The 26,188-nt window shown below is 62.0% G+C and carries 28 protein-coding genes and 1 riboswitch; of the genes, 8 read left to right on the top strand and 20 right to left on the bottom strand.

Going from position 1 to position 26,188, the window contains the following annotated elements:
- Positions 1-19 precede the first annotated feature (19 nt).
- Both G6N74_RS05380 and G6N74_RS05375 read left to right on the top strand, forming a co-directional pair.
- A complete protein-coding gene (locus G6N74_RS05380; protein ID WP_165115131.1) occupies positions 20-781 on the top strand; it encodes a methylamine utilization protein MauJ in 762 nt (253 codons plus the stop codon).
- A gap of 49 nt (positions 782-830) precedes the next feature.
- A complete protein-coding gene (locus G6N74_RS05375; RefSeq protein WP_165115129.1) occupies positions 831-1,532 on the top strand; it encodes an NAD-dependent deacylase in 702 nt (233 codons plus the stop codon).
- A gap of 7 nt (positions 1,533-1,539) precedes the next feature.
- On the opposite strand, the gene G6N74_RS05370 is transcribed toward G6N74_RS05375, so the two are convergent.
- The 8 genes from G6N74_RS05370 to G6N74_RS05335 all read right to left on the bottom strand — a co-directional run bounded on the left by G6N74_RS05370 (position 1,540) and on the right by G6N74_RS05335 (position 8,581).
- Positions 1,540-2,781, bottom strand: coding sequence for a class I SAM-dependent RNA methyltransferase (locus G6N74_RS05370; protein WP_165115127.1), 1,242 nt, complete (start codon positions 2,779-2,781; stop codon positions 1,540-1,542).
- A complete protein-coding gene (locus G6N74_RS05365; RefSeq protein WP_165115125.1) occupies positions 2,778-3,539 on the bottom strand; it encodes a TlyA family RNA methyltransferase in 762 nt (253 codons plus the stop codon). The genes G6N74_RS05370 and G6N74_RS05365 overlap by 4 nt, the downstream gene beginning before the upstream one ends.
- Positions 3,540-3,577: 38 nt before the next feature.
- On the bottom strand, positions 3,578-3,877 hold the full coding sequence (locus G6N74_RS05360) for a hypothetical protein (protein ID WP_165115123.1): 300 nt from the start codon (positions 3,875-3,877) through the stop codon (positions 3,578-3,580).
- Positions 3,878-3,977: 100 nt separating this feature from the next.
- Complete coding sequence (gene dxs, locus G6N74_RS05355; RefSeq protein ID WP_165115121.1) at positions 3,978-5,891, bottom strand: 1-deoxy-D-xylulose-5-phosphate synthase; 1,914 nt, start codon at positions 5,889-5,891, stop codon at positions 3,978-3,980.
- Positions 5,892-5,997: 106 nt separating this feature from the next.
- A complete protein-coding gene (locus G6N74_RS05350) occupies positions 5,998-6,918 on the bottom strand; it encodes a pirin family protein (protein WP_165115118.1) in 921 nt (306 codons plus the stop codon).
- Between the two features lie 137 nt (positions 6,919-7,055).
- Positions 7,056-7,328 (bottom strand): DUF2277 domain-containing protein, encoded by a 273-nt coding sequence (locus G6N74_RS05345; RefSeq protein WP_165115116.1) that lies wholly within the window; start codon positions 7,326-7,328, stop codon positions 7,056-7,058.
- 71 nt (positions 7,329-7,399) lie between these two features.
- Positions 7,400-7,651, bottom strand: coding sequence for an exodeoxyribonuclease VII small subunit (locus G6N74_RS05340; protein WP_165115114.1), 252 nt, complete (start codon positions 7,649-7,651; stop codon positions 7,400-7,402).
- Between the two features lie 3 nt (positions 7,652-7,654).
- Positions 7,655-8,581: a histone deacetylase family protein gene (locus G6N74_RS05335; protein WP_165115112.1), complete on the bottom strand. Its 927-nt coding sequence runs from the start codon at positions 8,579-8,581 to the stop codon at positions 7,655-7,657.
- A gap of 122 nt (positions 8,582-8,703) precedes the next feature.
- Positions 8,704-8,887, top strand: a riboswitch (cobalamin riboswitch).
- Between the two features lie 47 nt (positions 8,888-8,934).
- On the opposite strand from G6N74_RS05335, the gene bluB reads away from it, so the two are divergent.
- Positions 8,935-9,657, top strand: a complete 723-nt coding sequence (bluB, locus tag G6N74_RS05330) for a 5,6-dimethylbenzimidazole synthase (protein ID WP_165115110.1) — start codon at positions 8,935-8,937, stop codon at positions 9,655-9,657.
- 8 nt (positions 9,658-9,665) lie between these two features.
- On the opposite strand, the gene G6N74_RS05325 is transcribed toward bluB, so the two are convergent.
- Positions 9,666-10,265 carry a TetR/AcrR family transcriptional regulator gene (locus G6N74_RS05325; RefSeq protein WP_165115108.1) on the bottom strand — a complete coding sequence of 200 codons (600 nt, stop codon included), beginning with the start codon at positions 10,263-10,265 and terminating at the stop codon, positions 9,666-9,668.
- A gap of 116 nt (positions 10,266-10,381) precedes the next feature.
- Between G6N74_RS05325 and G6N74_RS05320 the strand changes: the two genes are divergently transcribed.
- A complete protein-coding gene (locus tag G6N74_RS05320) occupies positions 10,382-11,596 on the top strand; it encodes an MFS transporter (protein WP_165115106.1) in 1,215 nt (404 codons plus the stop codon).
- Between the two features lie 64 nt (positions 11,597-11,660).
- Here G6N74_RS05320 and ribB read toward each other — a convergent pair whose 3' ends face one another.
- Entirely contained in the window at positions 11,661-12,758 is a 1,098-nt protein-coding gene (gene ribB / locus G6N74_RS05315) for a 3,4-dihydroxy-2-butanone-4-phosphate synthase (protein ID WP_165115104.1), read from the bottom strand.
- Positions 12,759-12,862: 104 nt separating this feature from the next.
- Positions 12,863-13,963, bottom strand: a complete 1,101-nt coding sequence (gene aroC / locus G6N74_RS05310) for a chorismate synthase (protein WP_165115102.1) — start codon at positions 13,961-13,963, stop codon at positions 12,863-12,865.
- A gap of 185 nt (positions 13,964-14,148) precedes the next feature.
- Here aroC and G6N74_RS05305 point away from each other — a divergent pair, with 185 nt between their 5' ends.
- The gene (locus tag G6N74_RS05305) at positions 14,149-14,397 is read left to right on the top strand and encodes a DUF1344 domain-containing protein (protein WP_165115100.1); all 249 of its coding nucleotides are present in this window, start codon (positions 14,149-14,151) and stop codon (positions 14,395-14,397) included.
- A 160-nt stretch (positions 14,398-14,557) separates the two neighbouring features.
- Here the strand turns inward: G6N74_RS05305 and G6N74_RS05300 are convergent, their stop codons facing one another.
- The 4 genes from G6N74_RS05300 to G6N74_RS05285 all read right to left on the bottom strand — a co-directional run bounded on the left by G6N74_RS05300 (position 14,558) and on the right by G6N74_RS05285 (position 17,804).
- The gene (locus G6N74_RS05300) at positions 14,558-15,145 is read right to left on the bottom strand and encodes a histidine phosphatase family protein (protein WP_165115098.1); all 588 of its coding nucleotides are present in this window, start codon (positions 15,143-15,145) and stop codon (positions 14,558-14,560) included.
- Positions 15,146-15,177: 32 nt separating this feature from the next.
- Positions 15,178-15,996 carry an enoyl-ACP reductase FabI gene (gene fabI / locus G6N74_RS05295; RefSeq protein WP_165115096.1) on the bottom strand — a complete coding sequence of 273 codons (819 nt, stop codon included), beginning with the start codon at positions 15,994-15,996 and terminating at the stop codon, positions 15,178-15,180.
- 109 nt (positions 15,997-16,105) lie between these two features.
- A complete protein-coding gene (locus tag G6N74_RS05290) occupies positions 16,106-17,035 on the bottom strand; it encodes a DnaJ C-terminal domain-containing protein (RefSeq protein WP_165115094.1) in 930 nt (309 codons plus the stop codon).
- Positions 17,036-17,411: 376 nt separating this feature from the next.
- Entirely contained in the window at positions 17,412-17,804 is a 393-nt protein-coding gene (locus G6N74_RS05285; protein WP_165115093.1) for an RT0821/Lpp0805 family surface protein, read from the bottom strand.
- A 121-nt stretch (positions 17,805-17,925) separates the two neighbouring features.
- On the opposite strand from G6N74_RS05285, the gene pdxH reads away from it, so the two are divergent.
- Positions 17,926-18,543: a pyridoxamine 5'-phosphate oxidase gene (pdxH, locus tag G6N74_RS05280; protein WP_165115092.1), complete on the top strand. Its 618-nt coding sequence runs from the start codon at positions 17,926-17,928 to the stop codon at positions 18,541-18,543.
- Between the two features lie 80 nt (positions 18,544-18,623).
- On the opposite strand, the gene G6N74_RS05275 is transcribed toward pdxH, so the two are convergent.
- Positions 18,624-19,565, bottom strand: coding sequence for an adenylate/guanylate cyclase domain-containing protein (locus G6N74_RS05275; protein ID WP_165115091.1), 942 nt, complete (start codon positions 19,563-19,565; stop codon positions 18,624-18,626).
- Positions 19,566-19,773: 208 nt separating this feature from the next.
- Between G6N74_RS05275 and G6N74_RS05270 the strand changes: the two genes are divergently transcribed.
- Entirely contained in the window at positions 19,774-20,226 is a 453-nt protein-coding gene (locus G6N74_RS05270) for a BA14K family protein (protein ID WP_165115090.1), read from the top strand.
- 54 nt (positions 20,227-20,280) lie between these two features.
- On the opposite strand, the gene G6N74_RS05265 is transcribed toward G6N74_RS05270, so the two are convergent.
- Positions 20,281-21,030: a crotonase/enoyl-CoA hydratase family protein gene (locus tag G6N74_RS05265; RefSeq protein ID WP_165115089.1), complete on the bottom strand. Its 750-nt coding sequence runs from the start codon at positions 21,028-21,030 to the stop codon at positions 20,281-20,283.
- A gap of 19 nt (positions 21,031-21,049) precedes the next feature.
- A complete protein-coding gene (locus tag G6N74_RS05260) occupies positions 21,050-22,828 on the bottom strand; it encodes an acyl-CoA dehydrogenase family protein (protein WP_165115088.1) in 1,779 nt (592 codons plus the stop codon).
- A 233-nt stretch (positions 22,829-23,061) separates the two neighbouring features.
- Between G6N74_RS05260 and G6N74_RS05255 the strand changes: the two genes are divergently transcribed.
- The gene (locus G6N74_RS05255; protein WP_165115680.1) at positions 23,062-24,186 is read left to right on the top strand and encodes a glycoside hydrolase family 25 protein; all 1,125 of its coding nucleotides are present in this window, start codon (positions 23,062-23,064) and stop codon (positions 24,184-24,186) included.
- A 226-nt stretch (positions 24,187-24,412) separates the two neighbouring features.
- On the opposite strand, the gene arsC is transcribed toward G6N74_RS05255, so the two are convergent.
- Positions 24,413-24,817 carry an arsenate reductase (glutaredoxin) gene (gene arsC, locus G6N74_RS05250; RefSeq protein ID WP_165115087.1) on the bottom strand — a complete coding sequence of 135 codons (405 nt, stop codon included), beginning with the start codon at positions 24,815-24,817 and terminating at the stop codon, positions 24,413-24,415.
- Complete coding sequence (purD, locus tag G6N74_RS05245; protein ID WP_165115085.1) at positions 24,814-26,088, bottom strand: phosphoribosylamine--glycine ligase; 1,275 nt, start codon at positions 26,086-26,088, stop codon at positions 24,814-24,816. Before purD ends, arsC begins: the two co-directional genes overlap by 4 nt.
- Positions 26,089-26,188 lie beyond the last annotated feature (100 nt).

The raw sequence follows: 26,188 nt of genomic DNA, 5'->3' as shown, positions 1-26,188 counted from the left end.
TCCCTAGCTAGGTAACGTTATGTCTGCGTATGCCTTGGCTGTTCATACCTCGCTTGGATTTAAGAAAGAGGACTATTTCTTTCGATATAAGAATCGCGAGTTTCGTTACATTCCTGGCTGGAAACAAAATGAGACGGACAAGGTTCTAACGATCCTTCGCCACGACAACAACTCAGAAGCAAATGAAGCTTATCGTCTATTGGCAGAACTTCTTAGCGTAATCTCCTTTGAAAGAGATTGTAAGGTCATCCTATCTTCCGGAGTAATAGCGCACGGCACGCATTTCGACTTGGAGAAAGTCTCAGGAGGATACGTTGAAAGAAGATCGATACCAGTAAGTGAATTGAGTGATGAATTTTATTACATACCGCCTGTTCGCAACTCGGAACAATCTGATATTGTTCGAATATATAGAGAAGCAAGATCTTCAAGCAGCTTGTATTTAAATATTTTATTTTATTGGCATTCTCTTTCTTATCCGCATACAAAAAATGCCTACGCGATTGAATACGTGGATAGATACTTAAATCATCCGAGCTATTTGGGAGATTCCATAGGACGAATTGTCGAAAATCCAATGATGCTGAGGAATAAATCGGATTTTGTGTCGTTCGGTCACTACGTGGAAAACGCCGTAAGGCACTCGATTGCGCATTTTATTAGATATCCTTTGTCAAAGGAAAAGGGATTGGATTTGGACAACTTTGATCAAATTCAACACCTTCATGACGTTAGAGACGTCTTGAAACAAGCATCTAGAAATAGAATAAGAGAAGAATGAGTGTATTTGTTTATACTAGGCGTTCTGACGCTAGGAATGTTTCCAACTGATGCCCTTCCAGCGGATCGTCGTCCTGACCGGTGCCGGCATATCTGCCGAATCCGGCGTCGACACTTTTCGCGACAAGAATGGCATCTGGTCCAAGGTCGATTATCGCGATGTGGCAACGCCGGAAGGCTTTGCACGCAATCCCGGCCGCGTTCACGATTTCTACAACGAGCGCCGCCGGCGCATGCTCGGCATCAAGCCGAATGCCGCGCATGAGGCGCTCGCGCGGCTCGAGCCTGCCTTCAAGGGTTCGTTCCTGCTGGTGACGCAGAACATCGACGACCTCCATGAAAGCGCCGGATCGAAGAAACTCGTCCATATGCATGGCGAACTCAATTCGGCACTTTGCGAGGCTTGCGGCATGCGCAGGCCCTGGTCGGGGGAAATGTCCATCGACTCGCAATGCCCATGGTGCAAGGCGAAGGGGCGGATGCGCGTCGATGTCGTGTGGTTCGGCGAGATGCCCTACCACATGGGCGAGATCGAAAAGGCGCTCGATGCCTGCGATCTGTTCGTTTCCATCGGCACCAGCGGCAACGTCTATCCTGCCGCTGGCTTCGTCGAGCAGGCCAGGGCAGCCGGCGCGCATACGGTCGAGCTCAATCTTGAACGCTCGGAGGGCTATTCGAATTTCGATGAAGCCGTGTACGGCCCAGCAACGAAGATCGTGCCGGCTTTCATTGAGCGTCTTCTCGGCAGCTAACGGCCACCTACCGCCGCTTCTTCGGCTTCTCCAGCAGCGCCACCGCTTCGACATGCGCCGACCATAGGAACTGGTCGACCGGGGTGACGCTTTTCAAGCGATAGCCACCGTCGATCAGGATGCGCAAATCGCGCGCCAGCGTTGTCGGGTTGCACGAAACCGCTGCGACCAGAGGCACCTCGGATTTCGCGATCTGCTTGCACTGATCCTCTGCGCCGGCGCGTGGCGGGTCGAAGACCAGACCGTCGAAGGCCGCGAGTTCCTTGTATGTGATTGGACGGCGGAACAGGTCGCGCTTTTCCACCGTGACGCGCTTCAAGCCCGATGCGAATCGAAAGCCGCGATCGAGTGCGGCAAGGGCCGCCGCATCGCCTTCCACGGCGTGGACTTCCGAGTTTGCCGCAAGCCGCAGGGCAAAAGCGCCCGCGCCGGCAAACAGGTCCAGCACTTTCTTCGATTTCTTCAGATGCTCGCCGACCAACCCGGCCATGACCTCTTCAGCTGACGCGACAGCCTGAAGGAAGCCGCCCGAAGGCGGTGCGACCGACACATTGCCGAACAGCACCACGGGCTTTTTCGGCTCGACGATGATCTCGCCATCGGCCGCCACCCGCGCCAGACCTTCGCGAATGGCAAAGGCGGAAACCAACATACGGGCCTTGTCCTCGAGCTTGCCGCCGTCCTGGGCCGCCACATCCAGCCCCGAAGCCGTATAGGTGACGGTCATGTGAAACGGCTGTGCGGTCTTGCAAAGCAGCGCCGCCAGTTGCCGCAGCATCGGCAGCGCACGCTCGATTTCCGGTTCGATTATAGGGCATTCCTCGATGTCGATGATCTGGTGCGACAGCGCCCGATTGTAGCCGAGCAGCATGCCGGATTCGGTGCGGCGCACCGAGAAAATGGCGCGGCGGCGCGAATGCGACGCGCAAGCGACCGTTGCTGCAACATCCGTCTCGATGCCACGGCTCTTCAGCGCCTGCACCACTTTGTCGCGCTTCCAGTCGAGATAGGCTTGCGCTTCCAGATGCTGCAAAGCGCAACCGCCGCAATCGGTGAAATGGCGGCACACCGGATGGATGCGAAGCGGCGATTCCTCCAACACCGCAATCAGCATCGCACGATCCTTCTCGCGCGCCGCCGTCACCTTTTCGCCCGCCAGCGCGAAGGGGATGAAGACAGGACCGTTTGGTGTGTCCGCCACGCCGTCGCCCTGTGCACCGAGGCGCGCGATCTGAAACTGAGTGCTCATGCCTTTACCCCGGCCAACAGAAATTCGCGGTTGCCGTCGCTGCCTTCGATGGGCGATGGGCAAATCCCAATGGCGCGCCAACCCGGCACCGCATCGAGCCAATCTTTCAACGCTTCGGCAATCAGCGGTGCGTCGACCGGGTTCTTGAGCAGCCCGCCCTTGCCGATCGCCTCGCGTCCGGCCTCGAACTGCGGCTTGACCAGAAAGATGCCCCGCGCACCGGGCCGCGCCAGATCGAGCGCCGGCGGCAGAGCAAGCTTTAATGAAATGAAGCTGACGTCGGAGACGATCAGTTCAGGCAAGCGCCCATCGAGATCGCCGGCAGACAGCTCGCGCGCATTCAGCCCCTCGATGCAGCGCACACACGGGTCGGCCTTCAGGCTCGGATGCATCTGGCCATGGCCGACATCTATCGCCGTCACATGTGCCGCACCCCGCTCCAGCAGAACCTGCGTGAAACCGCCGGTAGAAGCGCCGATATCGAGCGCAGTGCAGCCGGAGGGATCGATAGAGAAATGGTCGAGCCCGGCGATCAGTTTTAACGCGGCCCGCGAGACATAGCTCTGGGCCGGATCGTCCACGGCGATCACGGCATCGGCCGAAACCCCCTGCCCGGCCTTGCCTGCAACAGCGCCGTCCACCTTCACCGTGCCGCGCTCGATGGCATCGCGCGCCCGCGAACGGCTGGCAAACAGGCCGCGCGCGACGAGCAATTCGTCGAGCCTCTGGCGTGTTTCGATTTTGGAATTGGCGTTCATCCGCCTTCATTGGCGAATGCATGCAGGGAACGCAAGCTTCAGAAGGTAATGACCCGGGAAACCGTCCGCTCGGTGAGCGGCAGCAAGCCTTCGTCAAAGCGCCGGATCAGCTCCGCCCGCGCGCTTTCCAGAAAGGTCGGCGTGTAGGAATAGGATTCGTTGAGCACGACGAATTCCGGCTTGCGCTCATAGGAAAAGCCGCCGCGAATGTCGCCGATCTTGCGCGCGACGATTTCCATCACGGCCTGCTCGAGCTTCACATCATGGCGCATCTGCGCATTTGCCGGTGCGCTCAGCACGGCCAGACACGCCACGCTCCCCAGAAGCAATTTTTTCACTGCTGCTCTCCCTACCCGGAGAGCTTTCTAGCGGCAACGCGCTAAAAATGGCCCAAGAGACAAGGTAAGCAGAATCCCAAATATCAGCGTAAACAGATGGTTAGGCCGTGGCCGAGCGCACCGACTGGCCGAGTGCTGCAAACACCGTGCGAACGATGCCGGTCGAATCCAGCCCGGCGTCGACATACATCTTTTCCGGCTTGGCGTGGTCGGTGAATTCGTCCGGCAGAACCAGCGGGCGCACCTTCAGGCCGGTGTCCAGCAAGCCTTCCTTCGCCAGGAAATGCAGCACATGGCTGGCGAAGCCGCCGATGGAGCCTTCCTCGACGGTCAGCAGAACCTCATGCGATCTCGCAAGCCGGCGCACCAGATCCTCGTCCAGCGGCTTGGCGAAGCGGGCGTCGGCAACAGTGGTGGAAAGTCCGGCAGCGTCCAGTTCCTCGGCGGCGAGCAGGCAATCCTGCAGGCGCGTGCCGAAGGACAGCAGTGCTACCTTGGTGCCTTCCTTGACGATGCGGCCCTTGCCGATCTCCAGCACCGAGCCACGCTCGGGCATGTCGACGCCGACGCCGTTGCCGCGTGGATAGCGGAAGGCGATCGGACCTTCATCGAAGCTTGCGGCGGTGCGCACCATGTGGCGCAGTTCCGCCTCGTCTGCGGCTGCCATCACGACAAAGCCGGGCAGCGAGGCAAGATAGGTCGTGTCGAACGCGCCGCAATGGGTCGGCCCGTCGGCGCCGACGAAGCCTGCGCGGTCGATCGGGAAGCGCACCGGCAATTTCTGGATCGCGACGTCATGCACGACCTGATCGTAGGCGCGCTGCAGGAAGGTCGAATAGATCGCCGCGAACGGCCTCAGCCCTTCCGTTGCCAGGCCGGCGGCGAAGGTCACGGCATGCTGCTCGGCGATGCCGACATCGAAGGTGCGGCTCGGAAACACCTCGCCGAAAAGATCAAGCCCGGTGCCGGAAGGCATGGCGGCGGTTATGGCGACGATGCGGTCGTCCTCGCGCGCTTCCTGGATCAGGCTTTCGGCGAAAACCTTGGTGTAGCTCGGCGCGTTGGCCGGAGCCTTGGCCTGCGCGCCGGTGATGACGTCGAACTTGTTGACGCCGTGATATTTGTCGGCTGCAGCTTCGGCCGGAGCATAGCCCTTGCCTTTCTGCGTCACGACATGGATCAGGATCGGGCCGGTGCCGTTGTCGCGGACATTCTTCAGCACCGGAACGAGGTGCTCGAGATTGTGCCCGTCGATCGGGCCGATGTGGTAGAAACCCATCTCCTCGAACAGCGTACCGCCGGTGACATAGCCACGCGCATGTTCCACCGCGCGGGTGATGGCGCGATCGGCGCGTGCGCCGAGATAAGAGGTCAGCTTCTTGCCGAGATCGCGGATGCCGGCATAGGTCTTGCCCGAGGCCAGCCGCGCCAGATAGGCGCTCATCGCGCCCGAAGGCGGCGCGATCGACATGTCGTTGTCGTTGAGGATGACGATCAGCCGCGCGTTCAGCGCGCCGGCATTGTTCATCGCCTCATAGGCCATGCCCGCCGACATGGCGCCGTCGCCAATCACGGCGATGACGTTGTTGGTGCCGCCATTGAGGTCGCGCGCCACCGCCATGCCGAGACCGGCGGAAATGGAAGTCGAAGAATGTGCTGCGCCGAAGGGATCGTATTCGCTCTCGGTGCGCTTGGTGAAACCGGACAGCCCGTCTTCCATGCGCAGCGTGCGAATGCGGTCGCGGCGGCCGGTGAGAATCTTGTGCGGATAGGCCTGGTGGCCGACATCCCAGATGATGCGATCGTCCGGCGTGTCGAAGACGTAGTGCAGCGCCACGGTCAATTCGACCACGCCGAGGCCAGCGCCGAGATGGCCGCCAGTGTGCGAAACGGCGTCGATCAACTCGGCGCGCAGTTCCGACGCCAGTTGCGGCAGGTCGCTTTCGGGCAGCAGCTTGAGGTCCGCGGGAATGCGGACCTTGTCCAGCAGCGGCGTCTTGGGTGGCAAAGTCACGAGGTCGAGGCCTGTCTGTAATCCGTTTAGTCTACAGATTGGAGATAGAGCGTCGACCCCGGAAAGTAAATGTGCGGTGATGACGCGTATCCTTGCGTCACAAACATCAACTTTCGGGCAAAGGTATGAATTCCTTGTCGTCGCCTGGCACAATGTCGAAGCGGCCGGTCTTCCATTCCTCCTTGGCCTGTTCGATTCGTTCCTTGGAGGACGACACGAAATTCCACCAGATGTGACGCGGTGAACCCAGCGAAGCGCCGCCGAACAGCATGAAATGCGCGCCGTTTTCGGCCGAAACGACGATTTCGTCGCCCGGCTTCAGCACCAGCAGGCGATTCTCGGGAAAACGGTCGCCGGAAATTACCACGCTTCCGTCGAGCACATAGATGGCGCGCTCCTCGGCGTCCGCCGGAATGCTGTAGCTGGCGCCGGGTGCGAGGCGGATATCGGCATAGAGCGTGTCGTGATAGGTCGTCACCGGCGCGCGCATGCCTTCAAGCTCGCCGATTACCACGCGACCGGTCACGCCCTCGGCGCTGAATTCTGGCAGCGTGGCGCTTGCCGTGTTCTCGAACACCGGCGCGATTTCCTCCTTGTGGTCGGGCAGCGCAATCCAGGTCTGCAGGCCCGAAACCGACATTGGCGCGCCGCGCATTTCCTCGGGCGTCCGCTCGGAATGCACAATGCCGCGCCCGGCCGTCATCAGGTTCACATCACCGGGCGAGATCACCATTTCGGTGCCGAGCGAATCGCGGTGCCTGATTTTGCCGTCGAACAGATAGGTGACGGTCGAAAGGCCGATATGCGGATGCGGGCGCACGTCGAGCGCCTTGCCGGCGCGCAGGATCGCCGGCCCCATGCGATCGAAGAAAATGAACGGCCCGACCAGCCGGCGCTTTGCCGTCGGCAGCGCCCGGCGCACCTCGAAGCCGCCGATATCCTTGGCGTTGGGAATGACCATCAGTTCGATGGCATCGCAGGAGAATGCGTCGCCCGGCTCGGGATCACGTGCGGGAAAAAAGCTCATGGGACACTCCGATCTGCGGTTGCGTTCAACCTTATGCAGAGAGGCTACGCCCCAAGCGCGACAATCGAAAGTCCCGTACCGGTGACGGTATGTTCAATGGCTGAGCGAGAGGCGCCGATACAGGCGCACTGCAAGCGTCATGCGTTTGCAAAACGCAGCACTGAGCGGGCCTTTGCCTTGGCGGCTTCTTCCTCGCGATTGCGCGGATGCTGGTGCGTTTCCATCGAATGCAGCAGTTCGTGCGCAGCTTCCGCGATCTGATCGACAGCGCGGTTGAATGCTTCCTCGTTTTTCTTGGAAGGTTTCGTCGTACCGCTCAGCTTGCGGACAAACTGAAGTGCTGCGTCGCGGATTTCGTCATGCGTCGCCGGTGGCTCGAAATTGAACAACGTCTTGATATTGCGGCACATCGTCAGCTCCCGGATTTTCCATCGACCCTTTGTCTGACAGATAACTGGGCGCGAGGTGCCACGACGTCAAGTCATTCGCCGTCGAGCGGCTCCGTGCCCACCGGCTTGCCGTCGCGCGACAGGCGGATTTTTTCGACCTTGTCCTCGGCCGCCTTCAGCAGCCGGTCGCAATGGGTTTTCAGCGCTTCGCCACGCTCGTAGATCTTGATCGACTGGTCGAGCGGCACGTCGCCGCGCTCCAGATCGTCGACGATCTTTTCCAGCGCCTCCAGCGCCTGCTCGAAGCTCATCGCCTTGATCTCGTCACTCGGCTCATTGGCCATCTCTTATCCTTTCATCAGGCGCTTCACATGCGCCGCGACAGAGAACGACAGGCCCTCGAGGTCGTATCCGCCTTCCAGCAGGCTGACGAGCCGGTTGCCGGAATGCCGCGTGGCACGGTCCATGAGTTCGCCGGTCGCCCAGTCGAAATCGTCTTCGGTCAGGTTGATCTCGGCCAGCGGATCGCGGTGGTGCGCATCGAAACCGGCCGAAATGATGATCAGGTCCGGCGCGAAATCGTCGATCGCCGAAAACACGCGCGAGCGCATCGCCTCGCGAAAAATGTCGCTGCCGGTCTGCGGTGCCAGCGGCGCGTTGACGATGTTGCCGGCGCCGGTCTCGCTCTTCGCGCCGGTGCCGGGATACAGCGGCATCTGGTGCGTCGAGCAGTAGAGCACGGAGGGATCGTCCCAGAAAATGTCCTGCGTGCCGTTGCCGTGATGCACGTCCCAGTCGACGATGGCGACCCGCTCGGCGCCATGCTTCTTCTGTGCGTAGCGCGCGGCGATTGCGGCGTTGTTGAACAGGCAGAAGCCCATTGCGGTGGTCTTTTCGGCATGGTGCCCCGGCGGGCGGCTGGCGACGAAGACATTGTCGGCCTTGCCGGAAAACACGTCGTCCACCGCAGCATTGGCAGCACCTATCGCCGTCAGCGCCGCAACCCAGCTTTTCGGGCTGGCCACGGTGTCAGCGTCGATGGCGCGGATACCCTCTTGCGGGATCGCAGCGCGCACCTTTTGGACATGACTTTCGGGATGGGCGTAGAGAATCGTCGCCTCATCGCCCTTCGGCGCCTCGACACGGTCGAGTGCGGCAAAGGCCTCGTCTTCCAGCACGCGCGCGATGGCACGCAAGCGATCAGGCCGCTCCGGGTGGCCCGGCGGCGTCAGATGCTCAAGGTAGATCGGATGTGAATAGAGACGCGTCGTCATGCAAACATCCTATCAGGAAAGACCGTGCCGCCGCCATGCGTCGGCGCCCGAAGCCTGGGGAAAATCCTCATTGCGAAATCATAGGTCGGCATCGGGGGATGTTTTTGCAAGCGCGCCGGGTTAAGTCTCCGGTGCTGTCAGGTGCCCGCCGCGAGGCGGGAGAATCGGGAACACGGTGAAAATCCGTGGCGTGCCCAACGCTGTAAGGGGAACCGCATCGGCAAAGGCCACTGTTCGCGAGAACGGGAAGGCGCCGGATGCGGGATGAACCCAAGCCAGAAGACCGGCCCGGCAGAGATAGTCATCCGCGTGGACAGGCGGAACGACGTTTTTCGATCGCAAGGGGAAATGCGATGAATGCCGTCCGCAACCACGCCTGCCGTGAAAATGCCTTCGAAGAAGCCGGGCGCGACGCCGTCTACCGCGCCATCTTCACCCGCCGCGATGTGCGGAGCCATTTTCGTCCCGACCCGATAGACGACGCAGTGCTGGCCCGGCTGCTGATGGCCGCCCATCATGCGCCCTCCGTCGGCTTCATGCAGCCATGGAATTTTATCGTTATCCGCGACATGGAGCGGAGGCAGGCGGTGCGCGACCTTTTCCTTGCCGCGCGCGAGCAAGAGTTGCCGAACATCGCCGAGGAGCGTCAGATGCTCTACCGCAAGCTGAAACTGGAAGGCATATGCGAAAGCGCGCTGAACCTCTGCATCACCTGCGACCGCTCGCGCTCAAAGGGCTCGCCGCTCGGCCGCTGGCACAATCCCGAAATGGATATCTACAGCACGGTCTGTGCGGTACAGAATTTCTGGCTGGCGGCGCGGGCTGAAGGCATCGGCGTCGGCTGGGTCAGCATCATCGATACGGAAGCGTTGAAACGGGCCTTGAACATTCCCGACCACGTCGTCCCGATTGCCTATCTCTGCGTCGGCCACGTCTCGGAATTCGCGCCACAGCCAGACCTTGAGCGGAGCGGCTGGGGCGCCCGCCTGCCGCTCTCAGAGCTCATCATGAGCGAGACGTTCGGCGGCGGAGGCGAAGACACGCTGAAGGACATCGCTGGCAAAATGCGCCCGTAGCGCCCCACTCAGGCCCTGTTGACCAACAGCCCGTTAAGCAAAGTCTTGAAAGCCGCGACGGCTTTGCGCGACGTTGCCTCCGGATCGTCGGAATTGGCAATCTTCTGCGCCGCCTGACTGCTCGCGCCATTGATCAGCCGTGCCGCCGTGGCGGGATCGAGATCGGGAACGACCACACCCTCTTGCTGCAGATGAGTCAGGTTTTCCGTCATCGAAGCTTCGCAGGCGCTGGCATTCGGCCATTGCGATGGATCGCCCAGCACTGCGGGACCGTCGCGGAACATGATGCGCTGGATTTCCGGCTCCACCGCCAGTTCGATATAGCTGGTGCATTCGTCGACGAAATACTGCCAGCGCGTCGGCGCTTTCTCGGCAATTTCGCGCACCCGCACGGCCATTTCGCCGTCGATCTCGGCGATAACGGCCTGGAGCAGCCCCTTCTTGTCGCCGAAGTGATGATAAAGCGCGCCGCGCGTCAGCCCGGCTGCGGCGGTGAAATCGTCCATCGATGCTTCCGCATAGCCGACCGTGCCGAAAGCATGACGCGCAGCGTCCACCAATTTGGTGCGCGTTTCGGCTATCATCTCCTTGCGTGGTTTATGCGCCATCAAATCTCCTTCGCATACGATGCGTATATTATTTGACATACGTGGCGTATGCAACTATCTAGATTTCATACGCCACGTATGTAAGTGGTGCCCCTCTGGAAATCCAGGAGCATTCGATGCCCAACCCCTATAGCGAGATTTTCAAGGCGCCGGGAGCCAAAGGCTTCGCCGCCGCCGGTTTCGTCGCACGGCTGCCGATCGCCATGGCACCGATCGGCATCGTCGCCATGCTGTCGCAGACCCATGGCGAATACTGGCTGGCCGGTGCCGTCTCGGCAACCTATGCGCTGACCAACGCCGTCCTTGCCCCTCAAATCTCGCGGCTGGTCGACCGGCACGGGCAAGCGAAAGTGCTTACGCCGACAACGATCGTCTCGGTGATCGCCTTTGCGGTTCTGCTGGTCGCAACCAACCAGAACTGGCCGATCTGGACGCTGTTCGTGTCGGCGCTGCTGGCGGCGGCAATGCCCAGCATGCCGGCAATGGTGCGGGCGCGCTGGTCCGAGATTTTCCACGACCGTCCTGAACTCAACACCGCCTTCGCCTTCGAATCGGCTGCGGACGAACTCGTCTATATCGCTGGCGCGTCGCTGTCGGTGGGCCTCAGCGTCGCCCTGTTCCCCGAAGCGGGCATGCTGGCGAGCACGCTGTTCCTCGCATTCGGATCGGCGGCGTTCATCCTGCAACGCTCGACGGAACCCAGGATCAGGCCGCTGGAACATGGCGGAGGCGGCTCGGCGATCCGGCAGCGGCCGGTCCAGATCATCACCTTTGCCCTGATCTTCATCGGCGCGACCTTCGCGACCGCAGAAGTCAGCGCGGTGGCGATCACCAAGGAACTCGGCCAGCCGAGCGCTGCAAGCCTCGTCATCGGCGTCTATGCCGTCGGTTCCTTCGTGGTCGGCCTGATCATCGGCGCACTGAACCTGACCATGCCTTTGCAGCGCCAGTTGGCCATCGCGGTCGCCATCATTGCGCTGACGACGCTGCCGTTGCTGGTCGTGAATACGGTGCCGATGCTGGCGCTGGCGATCTTCGTCAGCGGCGTGGCGATCTCGCCCACCTTCATCACCGCCTTCGGCCTGATCGAGCGCCGCGTGCCGGCAGCAATGCTGACCGAAGGGGTCACCTGGGTGATGACCGGCATCGGCATCGGCATGGCGCTCGGCTCATTCGCAACCGGATGGGTGGTGGATAATTACGGCGCACATAACGGCTTCTGGGTGTCGGTAGCGGCCGGGACGATTGCCCTGCTGACCGTGCTTCTGGGTCAGAGGTCGCTCGGCGGCGAACGACGCGCGGTTTCGGCCTTGCCGCAACCGGCGGAATAAGCTGGCTTGCAACAAAGGGCTCCGGTCGGTCGACCGGAGCCCTTTGTTTTACAGGTTTTCCGTTTTACAGGATTTCCGTCTTGGCGATCTTGATGCCGAAGCCTTCCAGTCCGATGTAGTGGCGCTCACGCGAGGCGATCAGGTTGATCGAGGAGATGCCGAGATCCTTCAGGATCTGCGCGCCAAGGCCGATCTGGCGCCATTCATCCTCGCGCCGCAGCGCCTCGGCGTGATCCTCGCGATCGGCTGAAGGCCGGTTGCGGCCCTGGTCGGCGACGCCGACCGAACCCTCGCGCAGATAGACGATGACGCCGCGCTTGCGCTCGCCCAGTGCCTTCATGATCTGGTCGAGACGGCATCCGGTGCCGAACACATCCGTCACCACATCCTCGGCGTGAAGCCGCACCGGCACCTCGACGCCGTCGCGGATATCGCCGAAGACGATGGCCAGATGGTGCATCACATCCCAGGGCAGCGTGTAGGTGTAGGCCTTGGCCTTGCCGCCGGGCGTGTCGATGTCGAAGGAGTCTACGCGCTGAATCAGCGTTTCCTGGCGCTGGCGATAGGCGATCAGGTCTGCGACCGAAACCTGCTTCAGCCCATTCTTCTCGGCGAAGGCCGCAACCTGCGGCCCGCGCATCACCGTGCCATCATCGTTGACCAGCTCGGAAATGACGCCGACCAGCGGCAGCCCGGCGAGCTTGCACAGATCGACTGCGGCCTCGGTGTGGCCGGAGCGCATGAGCACGCCGCCCTCGCGCGCGATCAGCGGGAAGATGTGACCCGGGCGCACGAAATCATTCGCGCCGACATTGCCGTTGGCGAGGTTGCGCACCGTCAGCGTGCGGTCGTCGGCGGAAATGCCGGTCGTCGTGCCGTGCTTGAAATCCACACTCACGGTGAAGGCGGTGGTGTGGGCCGAATCATTGTCCGCCACCATCGGCGAAAGGTTGAGACGCCGCGCATCCTCGCGCGTCATTGGCGTGCAGACGATGCCGGAGGTGTGGCGCACGATGAAGGCCATCTTCTCCGCCGTGCAGTGCACGGCAGCGACGATCAGGTCGCCCTCGTTCTCGCGCCCGTCATCGTCCATGACGACGACGATCTCACCGCGCTCGAAGGCCCGCAGCGCCTCGACGACTTGTTTCTGGTCATAGGACATGGGGCTCACTTTCGTTCGCAAGGGAGTATGGCAGTAGGGGAATAAGGCAGTAGGGCAATAGGGAATTCGACGGGTAAAACATACTGCCCTACTCCCCTACTGCCCTAAACTCTTCCCGTTTGCCCGCGATGGCGCAGATAATGATCGGCAATGGCGCAGGCAATCATGGCCTCGCCGATCGGCACGGCGCGGATGCCGACGCACGGATCGTGACGACCCTTGGTGCGCACTTCGACATCCTTGCCGTCGACATCGATCGACTGGCGCGGCGTCAGGATCGACGAGGTCGGCTTGACCGCGAAGCGCGCGACGATCGCCTGCCCGGTGGAGATGCCGCCCAGAATGCCGCCGGCATTGTTGGACAGGAACACCGGCTTGCCGTCATTGCCGATGCGCATCTCGTCGGCGTTATCCTCGCCGGTGATGCGCGCGGCCCAGAAGCCATTGCCGATCTCGACGCCCTTCACGGCGTTGATCGACATCAGGTTCGAGCAGATATCCTGATCGAGCTTGGCATAGATCGGCGCGCCAAGGCCCGCCGGCACGCCATCGGCCACGATCTCGATGACCGCGCCGACCGAGGAGCCGGCTTTGCGGATGCCGTCGAGATAATCGGCGAACACCTGCACCGAGCCGGGATCGGGCGTGAAGAACGGGTTTTCCGGGTCGTCGATGAAATTCCAGTTCCAGCGGCTGCGATCGATCTCCTTGACGCCCATCGAGATCAGCGCGCCGCGCACCACCATGCCCGGAACGACCTTGCGGGCGAGCGCACCGGCGGCAACCCGCGCCGCGGTCTCGCGCGCCGAGGACCGGCCGCCGCCGCGATGGTCGCGGATGCCGTATTTGACGTCATAGGTATAGTCGGCATGGCCGGGACGATACTGCCGGGCGATCTCGCCATAGTCCTTGGAGCGCTGGTCGACATTCTCGATCATCATCGACACCGGCGTGCCGGTGGTGATCATCGTTTCGCCGTCCTCGTCCATGACGAAGCCGGACAGGATCTTCACCTCGTCGGGTTCGCGGCGCTGGGTCACGAAGCGCGACTGGCCGGGACGGCGCTTGTCGAGTTCGCTCTGGATCTCGGCCTGGGTGAAGCGGATGCCCGGAGGACAGCCATCGACGACGCAGCCCAGGGCGGTGCCGTGGCTTTCGCCCCAGGTGGTAACGCGGAACAGATGTCCGAAAGTGTTGTGCGACATGAGAAACAGCCCTGCCCGGCCGTTAGCCGGTTTCGTGCTGCGTTCTATTGGCGTTTTCGGCGGTGGTCAAACCGTCATCCGAAAGGATTAAGTTTTGACACATTCAGGATGTTAATGAGCGTCTCGCTCTATCATCCGCTGTTCGCTGCCGCCTGCCGGCGCGCGAGGAATTTGGGAGGACACCCATGCGCACCCTGATCGGCGCTATTGCCACTGCATTGATGATTTCAAGCGCCGCCTACGCTGCCGAGGCGGAAGGCCACATCAAGAAAATCAATCGCGATGCTTTGACCATCACCCTCGAAGACGGCAAATCCTACAAGCTGCCGGACGAGTTCGACGTGGCTGCGCTCAAGGAGGGCATGGACATCGTGCTCGCCTATGACGAGGTCGGCGGCGTCAACCAGATCACCGACATGCAGTTGCCCGAATAAGCGTTCGCTCGGCTCCCAAAGACTGTTTGATAACTCGCCCTGCCGAGTCATATGGCGTGGTTTTCGAGAACCGGAGCGGAGCGTACATTAAGGTACGTGAGCACCGGAAGCGCAGAAAACTGCGTCAGATGGCCGGCAGGGTAGAGTTAGCAACGGTCTCTTACTGCCACTCCAGATAATCATCCTGCAGCCGCAGCACCATGTCCTGCGGCACTTCAAGGGCTGCGGCCTGCCGCCCCGGCATGTTTTCGACCAGCCGGAAGATCGTGCGGATGACGCCGCCGTGGGTCACGCAGACCGTCGGCCTTCTCAGCGCCTCGAACCATGGCTGCACGCGCTCGAGCAGCATCTGGTAGCTTTCGCCGGCATCGCCCGGCGGCACGAATTCCCATTTGTTGGTCTTGCGAGGGCGCGTGCAGCCTGGCTCGCGCGCTTCCAGCTCGGCAAAGGTGGACCCCTGCCAGTCGCCGAAATGCACCTCCATGAGACGCACGTCGGTGCTGTAGCCGGTCGGGTCGAGCCCCATGACGGTGCGCACGCGCTCCATGGTCTCGCGGGTGCGCCGCATCGGGCTGGCGACGAAGTCGAAGCGTAGCGGGTTTTCGATCAGCTCCGCCAGCCGAGCGCCATTGCGGTCGGCCTGGGCGCGACCGACATCGGTGATGTCGGTGTCGGCCTGTCCTTGCAGGCGGCCTTCGGCGTTCCATTCGGTCAGGCCGTGGCGCACGAAATACACGAGCGGGGGCATAGCAATTCCAAAAATGCGGGATGGCCCGACTATCAATCCTTGACGGTCGAGATGTCCGGCGCGTCGACGGCCTTCATGCCGACGACGTGATAACCCGAATCGACGTGATGCACTTCGCCGGTCACACCGCGCGACATGTCCGAGAGGAAATAGAGACCCGAATCGCCGACTTCCTCGATCGAAACGGTACGGCGCAGCGGCGCATTGTATTCGTTCCATTTCAGGATGTAGCGGAAGTCGCCGATGCCCGACGCGGCCAGCGTCTTGATCGGACCGGCCGAGATCGCGTTGACGCGAATGTTCTTCGGGCCGAGATCGACGGCAAGATATTTGACGCTGGCTTCGAGTGCTGCCTTGGCGATGCCCATGACATTGTAGTTCGGCATCACCTTTTCGGCGCCGTAATAGGTCATGGTCAGAAGCGAGCCGCCATCGGTCATCAGCTTTTCGGCGCGCTGGGCGATCGCCGTGAAGGAATAGACCGAGATATCCATGGTGCGCAGGAAATTGCCGTGCGTGGTATCGACGTAACGGCCGGTCAGCTCATCCTTGTCGGAAAAGCCGATGGCGTGGACGACGAAATCCAGCTTGCCCCATTCTTTCTCGATCTTGGCGAAGCAGGCATCGATCGTGGCCATGTCGGTGACATCGCAATGGCCGCAGACCAGCGCGCCGATTTCGGCCGCAAGCGGCTCGACACGCTTCTTCAGCGCCTCGCCCTGATAGGTGAAAGCAAGCTCGGCGCCCTGGTCGGCACAGGCCTTGGCGATACCCCAGGCGATCGACCGGTTATTGGCCACGCCAAGAACAAGACCGCGCTTGCCGGCCATCAGGCCCTGTCCAACCGCCATGTGATCATTCTCCGCGTTCTGAAATCAAGAATGCCCCTATCGCATAGCCACCGGGCACCTTCAAGCTTTCAAAAAAGCGGATGAGACACCCGAGCGACCCGCGAAGTGGTTACTTGACCGACTTCTTCATCAGCATTTCGAGTTCCGGGTCGCCGTGTTCCGGCAGCATGACGCGGACATGGGCGTAGAGATCGCCGTGCCCGCCGGCCTTTTCCGGCAGGCCCCGGCCCTTGAGCCGCAAGACCTTGTCGGAACTCGACCAGGCCGGCACGTTGACCGCGAGCCGCCCGGTGGGCGTTTCCACGGCCACCTTGGCCCCGAGCACGGCATCGCTCAGCGGCACCGGAAGATCGGCATGCAGATCGCGGCCCTCGACGCGGTAACGCGGATGCCTCCTGAAACGGATTTTCACCAGCGCATCGCCCGGGCCACCAGGCCCCGCCTCGCCCTGCCCCTTCAGCCGAATCGTCTGGCCGTCCTCAACATAAGCCGGCAGCTTCACCGCAATCTTGCGGCCACCGGGAAACATCGCCATGACCTTGGCGGCCGTGGCGGCGTCCTCGATGCTGACATCGAGTGTCGCGTTGAGATCGGCGCCCGCTGGCGCACGCTGCCCGCCCGCGCCGCCAGGACGCTGGTTGAAGGCGTGACCGAAGAGTTCGCTGAAGATATCGCTGTTGGAGCCGAACGGATCGGGACCCGTGCCATCGGTACGGAACTCGAAGCGTGAACCGCCCGGACCCTGGCCCTGCTGGCGCCGGAAGCCGGCGAACGGGTCGCCGCCACCGGGATGACCCTCAAAACCCTGGAACTTCGGCTTGCCCTCGGCGTCGATCTCACCGCGATCGAAAGCGCCCCGGCTCTTCTCGTCGCCGAGGATCTCATAGGCCTGGTTCGCAGCCGAAAACCGGTCCTTCGCCTTGGGATCGTCCGGGTTCTGGTCCGGATGGTGCTTCTTGGCGAGCTTGCGGTAAGCCGATTTTATCTCTTTGGCCGATGCGTTCTTGGCAACGCCCAGCACTTCATAGGGATCGCGCATGCTTGTGTAACTGCCTGCCGGAATCTTCTGGAATTCTTGCTCGCCCCCTATATGCGCCTGCGTAGGAAGAAATTCCAGCCTTTGGGGCAGAGACTGCGCTTAAAACCATGATCGGGTTTGGCGCCCTACGTTGCCCCCTCTGGCCTGCCGGCCATCTCCCCCACAGGTGGGGAGATCAGCAGTTTCGTTCACACCGCCCATTCTGCAACGTTGAAGGTTAGCGAAAGTCGTGATGACAGCTAATCTCTCCACCTGTGGGGGAGATGGCCGGCAGGCCAGAGGGGGGCGCGACAGAACGTAAGCCGAGCGCAAGTTCAGGCTGGAGTGCTAGGATGCTTCGAGATTCAGGCAGGCAGTTAGGGCTCGACCGCCGCCCCTAAGACACCGGCTGGAAGGCCAGCATGCGCCACGCCCCGGCATCGGCCAGGCAGGCTTCGCCCTGATAGAGGCTGACCCCGTCGAAGCTTTCGCGCGAGGCGGTGAACTTGCGGCAGAGCGCGCCGTTTTCCTTGTGCTCGATCATGTTGCTGATGGCGCCGCGCGAGCCGGTGTTGGCGTTGGCCCAGGCTAGCGGACTGGTGCCGAGGCCATTGATGTCGGCTGCCGAAACGGCATTGCGGATGGTCGATTCGTCGGAGAGCCGGTCGGCATCGACAGGCGCCTGCGGATTGGAGGCCACCGTTCCCGTCAGCAGCGAACGGTCGACCTCAGCTTTTTCGAGGCTGAAACCACCGGCCGCACAGGCAGAAAGTGATAGGCCAGCGGCCATCACGGCCGCCAGTTTCAGGCAGTTCGACCGGAAAAGGCACGACAAACCATCTCTCCACGCTTGCGCAAGGCGCGACAATCGGCAATCTCCCGGGCCAGCAACATCACATTGAGCGGAAACTATGGCTGAGACAGACTTAACAGAAGGTGACTTCACCGACAGTCCTGAACCGTTTCGGCTTTTTGCGCAATGGCTGAACGACGCTTCCAAGAGCGAAATCAACGATGCGAACGGCGTTGCGCTCGCAACGGTCGATACCGACGGCATGCCGGATGTGCGCATGGTGCTGCTGAAAGGCTTTGACGAGCAGGGTTTCGTTTTCTACACGAATTTCGAAAGCGCCAAGGGCCGAGAGATTCTGGCGACGATGAAAGCGGCGATGTGCTTCCACTGGAAATCGCTGCGCCGGCAGGTGCGCGTTCGCGGGCCTGTCGAGATCGTCAGCGACGCCGAGGCCGATGCCTATTACGCCACCCGCCCGCGCGGCAGCCGAATCGGCGCATGGGCCTCGAAGCAATCGCGCCCGCTGGAAAGCCGCTTCGCGCTGGAAAAGGCGGTGGCCGAATACACCGCGCGCCATGCGATCGGCGAGATTCCGCGCCCGAAACACTGGTCCGGCTTCCGCATCGTGCCGCAGCAGATCGAGTTCTGGCATGATCGCCCTTTCCGGCTGCACGACCGGATCGTTTTTACGCGAGCGAGCGACGGCGGCTGGGACAAGGAGCGGCTTTATCCGTAGAGCAATTCCGTCCGGAATTGCTAAAAAACAAATACCTAGAGCGGTTCGTTCCTATCAACAACTGAACTGCTCTAGATGGATCAGGTGCGTTTCCGGCGCATCGTCCTGCTCAACCCGGCGGCGATCGCTATGGCCAGCAGCGGCCATTTGGCCCAGAAGGTATCGGTCCAGGTCAAAAGGTTGATCGCGACGAACATCGCGCCGATTACGCCGAGCGACGCCAGCTTGCGGTCGACGAGGTTGGTGGTTCCGGCCCATGACAGCCCGGCAAGAACGCAGTAGGCGAGAACCGGCCAGGCAGCCCAGAACGTGCCATGCCAGGTGAACAGATTGATCGCCACAAGGCCCGCAGCGACCAGCCCCATGACCGAAAAGCTGCGGGAAACGGTTTTCTTCGATGGAACCTGCGTCCAACCGGTTGTCCGCCCCCACTCGGCCGCAGCGGCCTGCGGCCTCGCCTCTTCCTCCGCACGCGCCGCATATGCCCGCGCATTTTTCACGTCGCCGACCTGGACGGCATAGCTCGGCACGGCCTCGCTGATGTTCTTGACCGACAGCTGCCCCAGGAACTCGAAGCCAACAGTCATCTTGTTGCGGACCTGATCGTGCACCGTATTGGAGATCACGATGCCGCCTGGTGCAGCCGAAGTCTGAAGGCGCGCGGCGATGTTGACGCCGTCGCCATAGATGTCTTCGCCATCGGCGATAACGTCGCCGAGGTTGATGCCGATCCGGAATTCCATCCGGGCTTCGCTTGGCTGATTGGCATTGCGCCCGGCCAGTTCATTCTGAACGTCAATGGCCGCGCGCACCGATTCGACCACGCTGGGGAACTCGGCAATCAGCCCGTCACCCCAGGTGTTGATGACACGGCCGCCATGCGCCTCGATCAGCCGAACCATGGCGTCGCGATACTGCTTCAGCGTGGCAAGCGTCCGCTCCTCGTCGGCCTCCATGAGGCGCGAATAGCCCTGAACGTCCGCCGAGAAGATGGTGGTCAATTTGCGATGCGTGGTTGCCATCGACGTCCTGCAGTCGGTCGATTCCAGTCAACGTGTTTCTAGACCAGCGAAAACGGCGGCGCTAGGCACAAACGATTTTTCCGGATTGCGGATGCCCGTCGGCCAAGGCCTCAACGTTACAAATAATTAATGATTTCATTCAGTTGGCGTTCATCGTTGGAACGCCAGATTGCCGTGCATGGGCTTGGGTAAACCGAATGAGGAAACGATGAAAAAGATCCTGACCACAATATGCGCGGCCGCGATGGCACTTACAGCCATCGCCTCGACGATGGCACCTGCGGGCGCTGCCGCCATGCCGCTGCCGAAACTGCAATCAGGCAGCACCGACGTCCAGCAGGTGCGCGACGGACGCCGCGGATTCTATCGCCAGAGAGGCAACACTTACTACAACGGCCATCGCGGCTACCGGAACCATCGGGCCGGCTGGCGTCAGCACAATGGCTACTGGTTCCCGCCGGCAGCCTTCATCGCCGGCGCCATCATCGGCGGCGCGATTGCCAACCAACCGACCTATCGCCCCGCACCCGCCTACCGGCCGGCAAGCAATGCCCATGTGCGCTGGTGCTATAACCGCTATCGCTCCTACCGCGCGGCGGACAACACCTTCCAGCCGAACTACGGCCCGCGCCAGCAGTGCGCATCGCCCTACATGCGATAAGCGCGGCAGTTGCAGAAATGGCCCCGCTTCGGCGGGGCTGTTTGTTTCGGCTGGTTACTTCTTCCGGCTCATGAAGGCGACGAACGCTGCCTTGGCCTCGTCGGATTTCAGCCGCTCGCGGAAGTGCTCGCCTTCCTGCTTGATCCGGGCGATCAGTTCGTCACGTGGTGCCCGCATCAGGTCGCGTGAGATTTTCAGCGCCTGCGGCGGCTTTGCCGCGATCGCCTCGGCGGCGGTCAATGTCTCGGCCTCCAGCCGGTCTTCCTCGACCACCGCATAGATCATCCCGGCATCGCGCGCCCGTTCGGCGGAAAAGCCCTCGCCCAGCCCCAGCAGCGCGAACGCCTGCTGACGGCCAAGAACGGCCGGCGCAAGCAGGCTGGAGCCGGCTTCCGGCACGAGGCCGAGATCGACGAACGGGGTCTTGAACACCGTGCGCGGCGTGGCGAAGGTCAGGTCGCAATGCAGATTGAGCGTCGTGCCGATGCCGACCGCGATGCCATCGACGCCCGAAACAAGCGGCTTTTCCGACTCAGCCAGCGCCAGCAGGAAATCCCAGACTTCCCCACCACCGTCGCCGCCCATGGCGACCGCCATGAAATCGGCGAGGTCGTTGCCGGCCGAAAACGCACCGGGAACTCCGAACACCACATTCACCCGGATTTCAGGATCGGCATCGGCCGCCCTGAGTGCCGCGGAGAAGGCCGCATACATGGCGCGGGTCAGCGCGTTCTTCTTGTCCGGGCGGTTCATCCGGATGATCTGCACGGCGCCCCGCCGTTCGATGAGAATATGCTCGGTCACGGTCAAATCCTTGTTGGCTTCAGGCTGAAATCAGGCTCTTGGCCGCTGCCGAAAGGCTCGCCGCGCCGCCGACGACACGATCCTTAAGCGCCCGCGTTTCGCCGAGCAGATTTTCGGCAAAGAACCGGCACAGCGATTGCCGCGCTTCATTCTCCTCAGCCAATGCGCCGCGCGCCAGATAGGCGCCGCCGGAAGCCAGCGCGAAAAGCCGCAGGTAAGGCGTGGCACCGGCCAGCGCCTCATCCACCCGGCCTTCGCCGGCAAGCTTCTGCAAGTGCCGCGTTGCATCGGAGAGATCGTCCAGAGCATTGTCGATGGCGTTGGCAGTCTGGCCGAAGCCATGCAGGTTGGAGGTGCGCAGCTCGCTAACGATCTCGGCCAATTCGGAAATATAGCCGAAGACATGCTCGCCGCCGCCCTGCGGCAGTTTGCGCACCACGAGGTCGATCGCCTGGATGCCGTTGGTGCCTTCATAGATCGGCGCAATGCGGGCGTCGCGGTAAAGCGCTGCCGCACCCGTTTCCTCGATGAAGCCCATGCCGCCATGGATCTGCAGGCCGAGCGAGGCGACATCGACGCCGACATCGGTCGAGAACGCCTTGGCGATGGGCGTCAGCAGATTGGCGCGATCCTGCCAATGCTGCCTGTCGTCTCCATCGGAGGCCCGCGCCTTGTCGGTGGCGTAGGCGCAGGAATAGCTGATGGCGCGCGCGATCTGCGTCAGCGCCTTCATCGTCAGCAAATTGCGCTGCACGTCGGGGTGATGGACGATCGGCGCCATGCCCTCGCCCTGATAGGTCGAAGCCTTGCCCTGCCGGCGATCATTGGCATAGGCGAGCGCCTTCTGGAAGGCGGCTTCGGCCACCGCCACGCCCTGCATGCCGACCGCCAGACGCGCATTGTTCATCATGGTGAACATGCAGGCGAGGCCCTTGTTCTCCTCGCCGATCAGCCAGCCGACGGCGCCCGCTTCGCTGCCCTTCACGAAGCCGTCGCCATAGATCATCGTGCAGGTCGGCGAGCCGTGAATGCCGAGCTTTTCCTCGAGGCCCGAGCAGAAAACATCATTGCGGCCGCCGAGCGAGCCATCGTCGTTGACGAAGAATTTCGGCACCAGAAACAGCGAGATGCCACGCGTGCCGACCGGCGCATCGGGCAGCCGCGCCAGCACCATGTGCACGATGTTGTCGGTGAAATCATGCTCGCCATAGGTGATGAAAATCTTCTGGCCGAAGATGCGGTAGGTGCCGTCGCCGGCACGTTCGGCACGCGCGCGCAGCGCGGCAAGATCCGAACCGGCCTGCGGCTCGGTCAGGTTCATCGTGCCCATCCACTCGCCGGAGACGAGCTTTTCCAGGTATTTTTTCTTCAGATCCTCGGTGGCGTGCTTTTCCATCGCCTCGACCGCGCCCATGGTCAGCGTCGGGCCTATCGCAAAAGCCATGGAGCCGGAATTCCACATTTCGAGCGCTGCAACCCCGAGCATCGCCGGCAGCGCCTGCCCGCCATATTCCTCAGGGCCCTGCAGGGCATTCCAGCCGCCATCGATCCAGCGGCGGTAGAGCTCTTTCCAGCCGGGCGGCGTGGTTACCGCCGCATCCTTCAGCACGGCGCCCTTTTCGTCGCCGACCTTGCGCAGCGGCGCAACCTCGTCGGTGGCGAAGCGGCCGGCTTCCTCGAGAATCGCGTCGACCAGATCTTCGCTCAGCTCGCCAAACGCGCCTTCGTCCAGCCCGGCTTTCAGCCCGGCCACGTGTTTCAGCGTGAAGGAAATCTCCTCGACAGGTGCGCGATACATGTTTGGCTGCTCCTCCTCAGGCACGTTTGACGCTCGCCCGGCACCCTATGCGGTGCCGGTGCTCACCGCTAGTTTCTTTTGACGTTTACGTCAAATTTCACGCAGATGTAGCGCGCCCACATATTTCATTAACCATGATGGCCCAGGATACCCCCTTGAATCCCGGGAACCGTCCTTTGCGCCTTTTCGACCATCGTCTTCGCCGCAATGCGCTTCTGGCGCTCGGCGCGGCAATGGCTCTTCACCTTGCACCCGCCATGGCCGCGGATTTTTCCGAGCCGTGGAAGAGTTCCGACCGCGCGCTGGTGATCGATGCCTACGAATACAACGCTATCGACTGGCAAAAACTCGCCACCGACAAGCGCATCGTCGGCTTCATCAACAAGGCGTCCGACGGGCTCTCGCCGCCCTATGCCTGCTCCGGCAACGAAACCGAGGTGAAACTGTGCAAGGCGCTGTGGAAGCGCCATGCGGTTTCGCGCGAGCTCTACCAGACCCGCAAATCCATGGCCAAGGCGCTCGGCCTGAAATGGGGCGCTTATCACCTCGCCCGGCCCGGCAATCCGATCGACCAGGCCAATAATTTCATCGATTTCGCAGCACCCGACGCCGACGACCTTATGGCCATCGACATCGAGGAGAACGACCCGACGAAGTGGATGTCGCTGGAGGATGCCGAGGAGTTCGTGCGCCACATCCAGCGCCGCACCGGCCGCTTTCCGATCCTATACACCAACGGCACGACCGCGCAGCACATTGCCGATAACCGCGATAAATACCCGCTGCTGTCGCGCCTGCCGCTCTGGTATGCGCGCTACAAGCCGGAAATCGGCCTGCATTTCCCGAAAGGCAACTGGCAGAGCTACGCGCTGTGGCAATTCTCCGCGCAGGCCAATTGCAGCGCGCGCAGCTGCCCCTATCGCGTGCCCGGAACCGAGATCGACATCGACGTCAATGTCGCGCCGATGAACGCGGAGGACCTGCGCAGGGCCTGGCCCTTCGGCGGGTTGCTCGACGTGCCAATGGAAATGATCGCCAGCGTGCCTGTGCCCATTGGCCGCGAAGCGGGACTGGCCGGCAATGTCACGCTGTCATACGCTTCCGTTCAGCCTGCCAGCGCGATCGCAGCGCTCGAAAACGCCTTTCACGTGCGCGGCCAGCAGCATCCTGACCGCTTTGGCATGGAAGTCGTGGAAGAGCCGGCAATCGCCTTGGCTAAGATCGAGGCCGGTCTCTTCGGCAAAGTGGCCGCCTATTTCGCGTCGCTGAAGCAGAGGGTTGTATTGGCGTTCAGCGACACGCCGGGGATTGATCCCATCACGACGGCGACGATTCCGGCGAGGACGGAAGTGCCCTGAGTGGGTGCTGTTGCGTTTGCCGGCTGCGCTCTACGTTGCCCCCCTCTGGCCTGCCGGCCATCTCCCCCACAGGTGGGGAGATTAGCAGTTTCGCCGCCCCGCCCATTCTGCAACGCTGAAGATTAGCGAAAGCCGCGATGAAGGCTAATCTCCCCACCTGTGGGGGAGATGGCCGGCAGGCCAGAGGGGGGCGCGAAGGAATGCGACCGTCCCGAATCTCGGTGTCTTAACCCCGCTTACCCACCAGCTCACCATCCTCCTTGGTGAAGCTGCCAACAGAATTAGCCAAAAACCCCAGCACCTTCTCCGAAGGCCGCGCCAGAACCGCACCCTTCTCCGTCACCACAATCGGACGGTTGATCAGGATCGGATGGGCCATCATGAAGTCGATCAGCTCATCATCGCTCCATTTGGGATCGCTCAAGCCCAGCTCGGCATAGGGCGTGCCCTTCTCGCGCAGAAGCTCGCACGGTGCCATCTTCAGCAGGCCGAGCAGTTCGACCAGCCGCTCCCGCGACGGCGGCGTCTTCAGATATTCGACGACCTCAGGCTCCTCGCCGGAAGCGCGGATCATCGCCAGCGTGTTGCGCGAGGTGCCACAGGCCGGATTGTGATAGATGGTGACGGTCATTTTTTCCCCTCCCGCTCCACCGCGCGCCAGCCGATGTCGCGCCGGCAGAAGCCTTGCGGCCAGTCGATACGGTCCACGGCTTCATAGGCTTTCTTCTGCGCCTCGCTCACCGTCTTGCCCATCGCGGTAACATTCAGCACGCGCCCGCCATTGGCGACGATCTCGCCGTCGCGCGACGCAGTGCCAGCATGGAATATCTCGACGCCGTCGGCAGGATTGTCGAGCCCGCGTATGACGGACCCTTTCTCTGGCGTGGCCGGATAGCCGTTTGCCGCCATCACCACAGTCAAGGCAGCATCATCACGCCAGCGCGCCGACATATGCGCCAGCTGGCCGTCGGCAGCAGCGTTGAGCAACACCAGAATATCGTCCTTCAGCCGCATCATCAGCACCTGGCATTCGGGATCGCCGAAGCGGGTGTTGTATTCGATCAGTTCCGGCCCCTTGTCCGTGAACATCAACCCGGCAAACAGGACGCCGGAGAATGGCGCGCCCATCTCGGCCATGCCGCGCATGGTCGGCTCGATGATCTCGCGCATGGTGCGCTCGATCATTTCGGGCGTCATCACCGGGGCCGGCGAATAAGCGCCCATGCCGCCGGTGTTCGGCCCGGTGTCGCCCTCGCCGACGCGCTTGTGGTCCTGCGCAGTGCCGAAGGGCAGCGCCGTCTTGCCGTCGCACAGGCAGAAGAAGCTCGCCTCCTCGCCGGTCAGGAATTCTTCCACGACCAGTTCGGCACCAGCACCGCCGAATGCGCCGTCGAAACAGGCGTCGATGGCCTCGAACGCTTCGTCGTTGGTCATCGCCACCGTCACGCCCTTGCCGGCGGCAAGCCCATCGGCCTTGATGACGATCGGCGAGCCGAGCTTTTCGACATAGGCTTTTGCTGCGCCCGCCTCGGTGAAGCGCTCATAGGCGGCGGTGGGAATGCCATATTTGCGGCAGAGATCCTTGGTGAAGCCCTTGGAGCCCTCAAGCTGCGCTGCCTTTGCCGAGGGGCCGAAGACGCGAATGCCGGCGGCGCGCAGATCGTCGCCAAGGCCGGCGACCAGCGGCGCTTCCGGCCCGACGACGACGAGGTCGATCGCCGTGTCCTTGCAGAAGGCAGCGATTGCCTGATGGTCGTTCACGTCCAGCCCGACGAGTTCGGCCTCTTTCGCGATGCCGGGATTGCCGGGCGCGGCATAGAGTTTCGTCAGCATCGGCGAGGCCGCGATCTTCCAGGCCAGCGCGTGTTCGCGGCCACCCGAACCAATCAGAAGAACCTTCATGCTGTCGCTCCGTGCCTTCATGCCAATCGGCGAGCTTTCCGGTATGGCGCAAGGGCGCGCGGGTCAACCTTGACCGTAGCTTATCAAGGACAATTCATCG

The sequence above is a fragment of the Mesorhizobium zhangyense genome, from assembly GCF_011045115.1.
Taxonomy (GTDB): Bacteria; Pseudomonadota; Alphaproteobacteria; order Rhizobiales; family Rhizobiaceae; genus Mesorhizobium_M; species Mesorhizobium_M zhangyense.
The sequence above is the reverse complement of the archived record's forward strand: the minus strand, read 5'-3'. Positions and strand labels throughout refer to the sequence as shown.

Excerpts from the sequence above, each read along its gene's own strand:
- G6N74_RS05380 (WP_165115131.1), top strand. The coding sequence starts at position 20 with ATGTCTGCGTATGCCTTGGCTGTTCATACCTCGCTTGGATTTAAGAAA.
- G6N74_RS05375 (WP_165115129.1), top strand. The coding sequence starts at position 831 with ATGCCCTTCCAGCGGATCGTCGTCCTGACCGGTGCCGGCATATCTGCC.
- G6N74_RS05370 (WP_165115127.1), bottom strand. The coding sequence starts at position 2,781 with ATGAGCACTCAGTTTCAGATCGCGCGCCTCGGTGCACAGGGCGACGGC.
- G6N74_RS05365 (WP_165115125.1), bottom strand. The coding sequence starts at position 3,539 with ATGAACGCCAATTCCAAAATCGAAACACGCCAGAGGCTCGACGAATTG.
- G6N74_RS05350 (WP_165115118.1), bottom strand. The coding sequence starts at position 6,918 with ATGAGCTTTTTTCCCGCACGTGATCCCGAGCCGGGCGACGCATTCTCC.
- G6N74_RS05345 (WP_165115116.1), bottom strand. The coding sequence starts at position 7,328 with ATGTGCCGCAATATCAAGACGTTGTTCAATTTCGAGCCACCGGCGACG.
- G6N74_RS05340 (WP_165115114.1), bottom strand. The coding sequence starts at position 7,651 with ATGGCCAATGAGCCGAGTGACGAGATCAAGGCGATGAGCTTCGAGCAG.
- G6N74_RS05335 (WP_165115112.1), bottom strand. The coding sequence starts at position 8,581 with ATGACGACGCGTCTCTATTCACATCCGATCTACCTTGAGCATCTGACG.
- bluB (WP_165115110.1), top strand. The coding sequence starts at position 8,935 with ATGAATGCCGTCCGCAACCACGCCTGCCGTGAAAATGCCTTCGAAGAA.
- G6N74_RS05325 (WP_165115108.1), bottom strand. The coding sequence starts at position 10,265 with ATGGCGCATAAACCACGCAAGGAGATGATAGCCGAAACGCGCACCAAA.
- G6N74_RS05320 (WP_165115106.1), top strand. The coding sequence starts at position 10,382 with ATGCCCAACCCCTATAGCGAGATTTTCAAGGCGCCGGGAGCCAAAGGC.
- ribB (WP_165115104.1), bottom strand. The coding sequence starts at position 12,758 with ATGTCCTATGACCAGAAACAAGTCGTCGAGGCGCTGCGGGCCTTCGAG.
- aroC (WP_165115102.1), bottom strand. The coding sequence starts at position 13,963 with ATGTCGCACAACACTTTCGGACATCTGTTCCGCGTTACCACCTGGGGC.
- G6N74_RS05305 (WP_165115100.1), top strand. The coding sequence starts at position 14,149 with ATGCGCACCCTGATCGGCGCTATTGCCACTGCATTGATGATTTCAAGC.
- G6N74_RS05300 (WP_165115098.1), bottom strand. The coding sequence starts at position 15,145 with ATGCCCCCGCTCGTGTATTTCGTGCGCCACGGCCTGACCGAATGGAAC.
- fabI (WP_165115096.1), bottom strand. The coding sequence starts at position 15,996 with ATGGCGGTTGGACAGGGCCTGATGGCCGGCAAGCGCGGTCTTGTTCTT.
- G6N74_RS05290 (WP_165115094.1), bottom strand. The coding sequence starts at position 17,035 with ATGCGCGATCCCTATGAAGTGCTGGGCGTTGCCAAGAACGCATCGGCC.
- G6N74_RS05285 (WP_165115093.1), bottom strand. The coding sequence starts at position 17,804 with ATGGCCGCTGGCCTATCACTTTCTGCCTGTGCGGCCGGTGGTTTCAGC.
- pdxH (WP_165115092.1), top strand. The coding sequence starts at position 17,926 with ATGGCTGAGACAGACTTAACAGAAGGTGACTTCACCGACAGTCCTGAA.
- G6N74_RS05275 (WP_165115091.1), bottom strand. The coding sequence starts at position 19,565 with ATGGCAACCACGCATCGCAAATTGACCACCATCTTCTCGGCGGACGTT.
- G6N74_RS05270 (WP_165115090.1), top strand. The coding sequence starts at position 19,774 with ATGAAAAAGATCCTGACCACAATATGCGCGGCCGCGATGGCACTTACA.
- G6N74_RS05260 (WP_165115088.1), bottom strand. The coding sequence starts at position 22,828 with ATGTATCGCGCACCTGTCGAGGAGATTTCCTTCACGCTGAAACACGTG.
- G6N74_RS05255 (WP_165115680.1), top strand. The coding sequence starts at position 23,062 with ATGGCTCTTCACCTTGCACCCGCCATGGCCGCGGATTTTTCCGAGCCG.
- arsC (WP_165115087.1), bottom strand. The coding sequence starts at position 24,817 with ATGACCGTCACCATCTATCACAATCCGGCCTGTGGCACCTCGCGCAAC.
- purD (WP_165115085.1), bottom strand. The coding sequence starts at position 26,088 with ATGAAGGTTCTTCTGATTGGTTCGGGTGGCCGCGAACACGCGCTGGCC.